The following is a 7,836-nucleotide window of genomic DNA, read 5'->3' on the forward strand; positions in this document are numbered from 1 at the left end:
AAGCTTGCCAAGATCTTGAACGTCGAGGGAAAGCGAGACGAGGCGGCAGAGCATCTGCTCCATATCATGCGCACGGACCGGAGCTTCGATGACGACGGCGCACGCCCCCACCTCCTGCCAGTCTTCGAAGGCTGGCGTCAAGGATCCGGCAACGGTGTCCGCGCGGCGCAAGCTTTCGGCAATGCTCTTCTCGTAACTTTCAAAACCTTGCCCTTGCGTTTTTGGGCAAGGGCACCACATTTCACAGGCAGGACAGGGAGCACCGTTTCGCTCCTGCTTGGTGTGGGACAAGTTTTGATGCAAGTCGGGAATGCAAGATATTTAAAACCCGGCGATCTGCCAGATTCGATCGCCGTCTTTCCTCTGACCGGCGCTCTTCTCCTGCCTACGGGACAGCTTCCGCTGAATATTTTCGAACCGCGTTATCTCGCGATGTTTGACGCCGCGTTGGCTGGCAACCGGCTGATCGGCATGGTCCAGCCGGCGCTCGGCGACAATGATGCGACGGCGGGCGACAAAACCGGCGACCCTCATCTTGCTCCAGTCGGCTGCATCGGGCGGATCACCTCTTTCGCCGAGACGGGCGACGGGCGCTATATCGTTTCCCTGACGGGCGTTTGCCGTTTCCGCCTGCTTGGCGAGAAAATGACGCATGAGCCGTTCAGAAGCTTCCGCATCGCTCCCTTCATTTCGGATCTCTCCGCACGCGATGAAGAAGATGCCGTCGATCGTGGCGCTTTGCTTTCCGCTTTCAGGGCCTATCTCGATGCGAACAAGCTGGAAGCCGACTGGGAAAGTGTCGAGCGAGCCAGCAATCTGACGCTTGTGAATTCGCTTGCGATGATGTCGCCCTTTGGTCCTGCAGAGAAACAGGCGCTGCTGGAGGCTCCCGATCTCAAAACCAGGGCGGAAACCCTGATCGCAATCACAGAAATCGTGCTCGCGCGGGTCTTCGGTGACTCCGATACGGTTTTGCAGTAAATCATCGGGTATGGACGAAAAACTCAGCCGTGTTGATCCGAAACTGCTTGAGCTCCTTGTTTGTCCGCTCACCAAGGGCACGCTCCGCTATGACCGCGAGCACAACGAGCTCGTCTCGGAAAAGGCCCGCCTTGCCTATCCGATTCGTGATGGCATCCCGATCATGCTGGTCTCAGAGGCGCGGCGGCTGGACGATTAGATCGTCTCGCCTGCCAAAAGCCGCGGATTGTTCCTGGCCGCGGTCCCGGCCGCCTGCCCGATGAAAAAGGCCTTGAGGCTCGGGATCCTGTCGACGATGCCCAGGCCGACGTCGCGGGCAATGCGCACAGGCATCACGTCATTGGAGAACAGCCGGTTCAGCACATCGGTCGTCACCCCCATCCGAAACGTATCGAAGCGGCGCCAGGTCTGGTAGCGCTCGAGAATATTGATCGAGCCGATATCGAGCCCGAGCCGGTCGGCCTCGACGATGGTTTCTGCCAATGCTGCCACGTCCTTAAAGCCGAGATTGAGCCCCTGGCCGGAAATCGGGTGAATGCCGTGGGCTGCATCGCCTGCAAGTGCAAAGCGCGGCGCCACGAAGGCCCGGGCGAGCGTCAGTCCGAGCGGGAAGGCGCGTCTTTCGCCAATCACCTTGAGCGCGCCGAGCTTATGGCCGAAGCGGCGCTCCAGTTCCTCTTCGAAAATCAGGTCCTCGCCGGCAACAAGCCGGTCGGCATCGTGGGCCCGCTCGGTCCAGACCAGGGAAGACCGGTTGTTGGTGAGGGGCAGGATCGCAAAGGGACCGGAGGGCAGGAAATGCTCTTCGGCGCAGCCATTGTGCGGCCGCTCGTGCTCGACGGTCACCACGATGCCGGACTGGCCGTAATCCCAGCTGACCGTCTTTATGCCTGCCAGATCGCGGAGCTTCGAGCGCACCCCATCGCAGGCGACGAGCAAGCGTGATTCCAGTGCGCTTCCATCAGACAACGTCACGGAGATCCGGTTTTCTTCCGTCTTCAGGCCGGTGGCGCTCAGCCCATGCCGGATTTCGATGCCGAGCCGGTCACAGACGCCGCGCAACGCGCCGACCAGGACGGCGTTCGGGATCATGTGCGCAAAAGGGCGGCCATCTTCCACTTCACCATCGAAGGTCAGGAAAACCGGGCGAACCGGGTCGGCGGTCCTCGAATCGGTCACGACCATCTTGGTGATCGGCTGGGCTGCAGGCTTGATTTCCTCCCAGATGCCGAAGACTTCCAGCATCTTCGTTGCCGCGGCGATGATCGCCGAGGCGCGCATATCCTTCTGCCAGACATACTCAGGCGCTGCTTCAACGACGGCAATATCGAGGTGGGGGGCTGCCTGCTTGACGGCGACCGCCGCGCAAAGGCCGACGTACCCTCCGCCAACAACCAGCATGTCCTGCATCGCCCGCTCTCCGCGCCTTGTGATTACAATGATGATCTATATAGATCATCGCATCCCCACTTCCTACCGTTGGGAGTTGAACAAATGATGGAAGAAGCGGCCAAACCCACAGCCATGGAAACGCTGCTCGCGACGCTTGATCTCGAGCCGATCGAAGTCGATATCTTTCGCGGCCGCAGTCCCCAGGTCGGCTGGCAGCGCGTCTTTGGCGGACAGGTGATCGGTCAGGCATTGATGGCTGCCCAGCGGACGATTGAGACAGAGCGCTTCGTTCACTCGCTGCATGCTTATTTCATGCGGCCGGGCGATCCTTCCGTACCGATCGTCTATCAGGTGGAGCGCATCCGTGACGGATCGAGCTTCAATACGCGCCGGGTCGTGGCAATCCAGCACGGCAAGGCGATTTTTGCACTCTCATGCTCCTTCCAGGTCGAGGAACCGGGCTTCGATCATCAGATCGTGATGCCTGATGTCCCCATGCCGGAAAGACTGCTCGGCGAACAGCAGATCAAGGAGCAGTACCTCGCGCATGCGCCGGCGGCCGTGCGCAAATACTGGGAGCGCGAACGGCCGATCGAAATCCGGCCGGTTTCGCTGACGCACTATTTTTCAAACAAGAAGCTTGATCCCCGCCAGGATGTCTGGGTACGCGCGACAGGGCCGGTCCCGGATAACCGGCTCTATCAAGCTGCTGTGCTTGCCTATCTCTCCGACATGACGCTGCTCGATACCTCGCTCTACGCTCATGGGACGTCGATCTTCGACCAGAGCCTGCAGGTTGCGAGCCTTGACCATTCCATGTGGTTTCATCGGCCTGATAAGCTTGAGGATTGGCTGCTTTACACACAAGATAGCCCATCGGCTTTTGGTGCCCGCGGTCTCACGCGCGGTAGCCTCTTTACCCGGTCGGGTGTTCTGATTGCGTCAGTCGCGCAGGAAGGTTTGATTCGGAAAAAGGCAAATGAATAAAAAATGTGCAAATTTACAAATTTGGGCATTATTTGGGCGGTTGTTGCCCTGTCAATTGCCTCTTAAATAGCATCGTTCATTATACTCTTTACTTTTCAATAACTTATAATCTGCTTCGAAACTGGCACGCCCTTTGAATGTAGATCCCCAGTCGCTGTTCGTGAACGTCAGCGGCAAGGAGAGTCGGCTCCGCGCCGAGGATAACGAAGGATGGGAAAACCAGATGAAAATTGTGATGGCCATTATCAAGCCGTTCAAGCTCGATGAGGTCCGCGAAGCCCTCACGGCGATCGGCATCCAGGGCCTGACCGTGACCGAAGTGAAGGGCTACGGACGCCAGAAGGGACATACCGAAATCTATCGCGGTACGGAATATGCGGTCAGCTTCCTGCCGAAGCTCAAGATCGAAATCGCAGTCGCATCAGAAATCGTCGACAAGGCCGTCGAAGCCATCGCGTCGTCGGCCAAGACCGGCCAGATCGGCGACGGCAAGATTTTTGTCTACTCGATCGACCATGCCGTCCGTATCCGCACGGGCGAAACCGATACCGAAGCGCTGTAAGAACGGCTGAGCAAGGAGCTTTATTCCAATGTCAATTTCGAAGTTTTCTTCCACATTTGCGCGGCTCGGGGCTGCGTCTGCCGCGCTCTTAGCGCCGGTCGTCGCCTTTGCGCAGGAGACCGCGCCGGCTGCTGCCGATGCCGCGGCTGCAGCGGCTCCGGCTTTCACCATGGACAAGGGTGACAATACCTGGATGCTCGTCTCCTCGGCGCTCGTCCTGTTGATGACCATTCCCGGCCTGGCTCTCTTCTATGGCGGCCTCGTACGCGCCAAGAACATGCTCTCCGTGCTGATGCAGGTCTTCATGATCACCGCCGTTGTGTCCCTGATCTGGGTCACCTACGGCTACTCGCTGGCCTTCACCGACGGCGGTTCGCTGAACAGCTTCATCGGCGGTTTCTCCAAGGCCTTCCTTGCCGGCGTCAACACATCGTCACTCGCCGAGACCTTCTCGAAGGGCGTCGCCATTCCGGAATACACCTTCATCGTGTTCCAGATGACGTTTGCCTGCATTACACCCGGCCTCATCGTCGGTGCGTTTGCCGAGCGCATCAAGTTCTCCGCCGTCATGCTGTTCGTTGTCCTGTGGGTCACCTTCATCTACTTCCCGATGGCGCACATGGTCTGGTTCTGGGGTGGTCCGAGCTCCTACAGCTCGCCGTCCGGCCTGATCTTCTCCTATGGTGCAATCGACTTCGCCGGCGGCACGGTCGTTCACATCAATGCCGGTATTGCCGGCCTTGTCGGCGCCATCATGCTTGGCAAGCGCACGGGTTATAAGAAGGAAATCATGGCTCCGCACTCGATGACGCTCACCATGGTCGGCGCATCGCTTCTGTGGGTCGGCTGGTTCGGCTTCAACGCCGGTTCCAACCTCGAAGCCAACTCCTATGCTTCGCTCGCGATGATCAACACTTTCGTTGCAGCGGCTGCTGCCGCTGTTTCCTGGTGCATCGTCGAAACCTTCGCCCGCGGTAAGGCTTCCATGCTGGGTGCCGCTTCGGGCGCTGTTGCCGGTCTCGTTGCCGTTACGCCGGCAGCAGGCTTTGCAGGCCCGATGGGCTCGATCGTTCTCGGCCTGATCGTTTCGCCGGCCTGCTACTTCTTCGTCGACGTCGTGAAGAACAAGTTCAACTACGACGACAGCCTTGACGTCTTCGGCGTGCATTGCGTTGGCGGCATCATCGGCGCCATCGGCACCGGCATTCTCGTCAACCCGGCGCTCGGCGGCGCAGGTATCGTCGACTACTCGACGCCGGACTTTGCTGCATCCTACGCCGGTACGGCAACTCAGGTCTGGGCTCAGCTAAAGGGCGTCGTGACGACCCTCGTCTGGTCGGGTGTCGGCTCGGCGATCCTCTACAAGATCGTCGACGTCATCGTCGGCCTGCGCGTAACCCAGGAGGCAGAACGCGAAGGTCTCGACCTGGCGACCCATGGCGAAGCCGCCTACCACTCTTCTTGATCGCAGGACAGCGGCGCCCGGCAAAGGGCGCCGCTCAACAGCCCGTCGCGGCCTATCTACAGGCTGCATCTTGGCCCGGACCTTAGGTTCGGGCCTTTTTATTTGCCGGTCCGGCTTGTCCAGTCTCTCATGGTTAACATCGCTTTAACCCTCCTTTGATTAGGTGGGGCGGACGCATATTGCGTGGCGACGCCCTCGGCGATTCGCGCGCTCAGCATTGGACGGGTCGAGTATATGGCAAGAAGCACGTCGCCGGTGATTGATAGCCGGCCGGACCGTTTCTCCCTCTCAGGGTTCGTGTTCCGGCAGGCGCAGGCTCTCCTGGGCTTTGCAATCTTCCTGCTATTGGCGCTCGCGGTCGCGGCACTCGCGACATGGAACGTCACAGATCCGAGCTATTCCTACGCGACGGGCAATCCGCCGGCAAATGTCCTGGGATATGGCGGTGCCGCCTTTGCTGACATCGCGATGCAGTTCTTCGGCCTTGCAAGCGTCGTGGCACTGTTGCCGGTCGTCGCCTGGGCCTTGGCATTGATTTCAGGCCGCCGCATGAGCCGCCTTCCTCAACGGGCCGGCGCCTGGGCTCTCGGCTCGGTCCTTTCGTCTGCCGTGATCGGCTGCTTCCCACCGCCTCTGACATGGCCGATCCCGAACGGCATCGGCGGCGTCATCGGCGATATGATCCTTCGTTTTCCGGCTCTCTTCGTCGGCGCCTACCCGAGTGGCGCGTTCGCGACGGCTGTCGGCGGCGTCTTCGCGCTGCCCACCGCCTGGATGATGCTCTTTGCTGCCGGCATCGTCGGCCGCACTGAAGCTGAAGAGGATGAGGGCGACGCACTCGGGGCTATGCCTTCCAAAGCCCGCTCGGTTGGGGATGCCGACGAGGACGAGGACGACGAAGGCGGCGGCTGGCTTGCGTTCGGAGCGCTGACACATGCCTGGTATATGAGCCAAGCGCGGATGCGCCGCATCCTCGGCATGGCGCCACGCAAGCGCCGCCAGAGCGATTTCGAATCGCCCTACGACTTCAACGATGATGAATTCGGTACCCTGAACGAGCCGGTTCGCGCCAAGGCGCCGGCAGGCCGCAGCGAGCGCCTGGAGCCGTCGATGGAACCGCGCGTCAGCTCGCCGCGCCGGGTCGTCTCTGCGCCCTCGATTTCGCTCGACGACGACGATGGCGAAGTGCCATTCGATAGCGACATGCCTCCGCGTCCGGCCGATATTCTGCCGGATGACGACGAAGATGACTGGATGATACGTGCGCCGGCAAAGGCTGCCGGCGGCAAGCCCGAACCGCGCGTCGTGCCGCAGATCTCGCGTCCGAAGCCCGGTGCCCGCATCGAACGCGAATCGCAGGCTTCCTTCATTCGTCCGGAAGGTTTCCAGCTTCCCTCGATTCATCTGCTCGCCGAACCAAAGAATTTCATCCGCGACACATCGCTTTCCGCCGATGCGCTGGAGCAGAATGCCCGCATGCTCGAAGGCGTTCTGGAAGACTTCGGCGTCAAGGGTGAAATCATCCATGTCCGCCCTGGCCCAGTCGTCACACTTTACGAGCTCGAGCCGGCCCCGGGCATCAAGTCCTCACGCGTTATCGGCCTTGCCGACGACATTGCCCGCTCCATGAGCGCAATCGCCGCCCGTGTCGCTGTGGTCCCTGGCCGCAATGCGATCGGCATCGAATTGCCAAACTCAACGCGTGAAACTGTTTACCTGCGCGAACTGATCGCATCGCGTGATTTCGAAGGTTCGAAGGCGAAGCTCGCCATGGCACTCGGCAAGACGATCGGCGGCGAGGCCGTCATCGCCGATCTCGCGAAGATGCCTCACCTGCTGGTTGCCGGTACGACAGGCTCCGGTAAGTCGGTTGCCATCAACACCATGATCCTCTCGCTGCTCTACCGTCTGACGCCGGAACAGTGCCGCTTGATCATGATCGACCCGAAGATGCTCGAACTCTCGGTCTATGATGGCATTCCGCATCTGCTGTCGCCGGTGGTCACCGATCCGAAGAAGGCTGTCGTCGCGCTCAAATGGACCGTCCGCGAGATGGAAGAGCGCTACAAGAAGATGTCGAAGATCGGCGTCCGCAATATCGATGGTTTCAATGCGCGCGTCGAGCAGGCGCTGGCCAAGGGTGAAGCCATCTCCCGAACCGTGCAGACAGGCTTTGACCGCCACACCGGCGAAGCGATGTACGAAACCGAGGAATTCGACCTGCAGCCGATGCCCTACATCGCCGTCATCATCGACGAAATGGCTGACCTCATGATGGTCGCCGGCAAGGATATCGAAGGCGCCGTCCAGCGCCTGGCGCAGATGGCGCGCGCCGCCGGCATTCACGTCATCATGGCGACCCAGCGTCCGTCCGCCGACGTCATTCCCGGCACGCTCACGGCAAATTTCCCTACCCGCGTCGCCTTCCAGCTCCCGTCGCCGATCCACA

The 7,836-nt window shown here is 60.4% G+C and carries 7 protein-coding genes and 1 pseudogene; 7 read left to right on the plus strand and 1 reads right to left on the minus strand.

All coding sequences use genetic code 11. From position 1 onward, the window contains the following. The 3 genes and pseudogenes from C9413_RS23975 to C9413_RS23985 all read left to right on the plus strand — a co-directional run. Window positions 1-196 (plus strand): annotated as a pseudogene (locus tag C9413_RS23975) (tetratricopeptide repeat protein); the annotation flags it as partial. Window positions 197-297: 101 nt separating this feature from the next. Further along, a complete protein-coding gene (locus C9413_RS23980; protein ID WP_039846423.1) occupies window positions 298-981 on the plus strand; it encodes an LON peptidase substrate-binding domain-containing protein in 684 nt (227 codons plus the stop codon). Window positions 982-991: 10 nt separating this feature from the next. Next, a complete protein-coding gene (locus C9413_RS23985) occupies window positions 992-1,180 on the plus strand; it encodes a Trm112 family protein (protein ID WP_039846422.1) in 189 nt (62 codons plus the stop codon). On the opposite strand, the gene C9413_RS23990 is transcribed toward C9413_RS23985, so the two are convergent. Then, a complete protein-coding gene (locus C9413_RS23990) occupies window positions 1,177-2,391 on the minus strand; it encodes a ubiquinone biosynthesis hydroxylase (RefSeq protein ID WP_170250990.1) in 1,215 nt (404 codons plus the stop codon). The genes C9413_RS23985 and C9413_RS23990 overlap by 4 nt on opposite strands. An 84-nt stretch (window positions 2,392-2,475) precedes the next feature. Between C9413_RS23990 and tesB the strand changes: the two genes are divergently transcribed. From tesB to C9413_RS24010, 4 genes are all read left to right on the plus strand, one after another. Further along, window positions 2,476-3,360 carry an acyl-CoA thioesterase II gene (gene tesB / locus C9413_RS23995; protein WP_039846420.1) on the plus strand — a complete coding sequence of 295 codons (885 nt, stop codon included), beginning with the start codon at window positions 2,476-2,478 and terminating at the stop codon, window positions 3,358-3,360. 223 nt (window positions 3,361-3,583) lie between these two features. Further along, window positions 3,584-3,922 (plus strand): P-II family nitrogen regulator, encoded by a 339-nt coding sequence (locus tag C9413_RS24000; protein ID WP_027511789.1) that lies wholly within the window; start codon window positions 3,584-3,586, stop codon window positions 3,920-3,922. Window positions 3,923-3,950: 28 nt separating this feature from the next. Beyond that, window positions 3,951-5,387, plus strand: coding sequence for an ammonium transporter (locus C9413_RS24005; RefSeq protein WP_039846419.1), 1,437 nt, complete (start codon window positions 3,951-3,953; stop codon window positions 5,385-5,387). A 234-nt stretch (window positions 5,388-5,621) separates the two neighbouring features. Further along, the coding region (locus C9413_RS24010; protein ID WP_170250991.1) for a DNA translocase FtsK at window positions 5,622-7,836 on the plus strand (2,215 nt) is incomplete at its 3' end.

It is taken from the genome of Rhizobium sp. SEMIA 4085, from assembly GCF_013004495.1.
Taxonomy (GTDB): Bacteria; Pseudomonadota; Alphaproteobacteria; order Rhizobiales; family Rhizobiaceae; genus Rhizobium; species Rhizobium gallicum.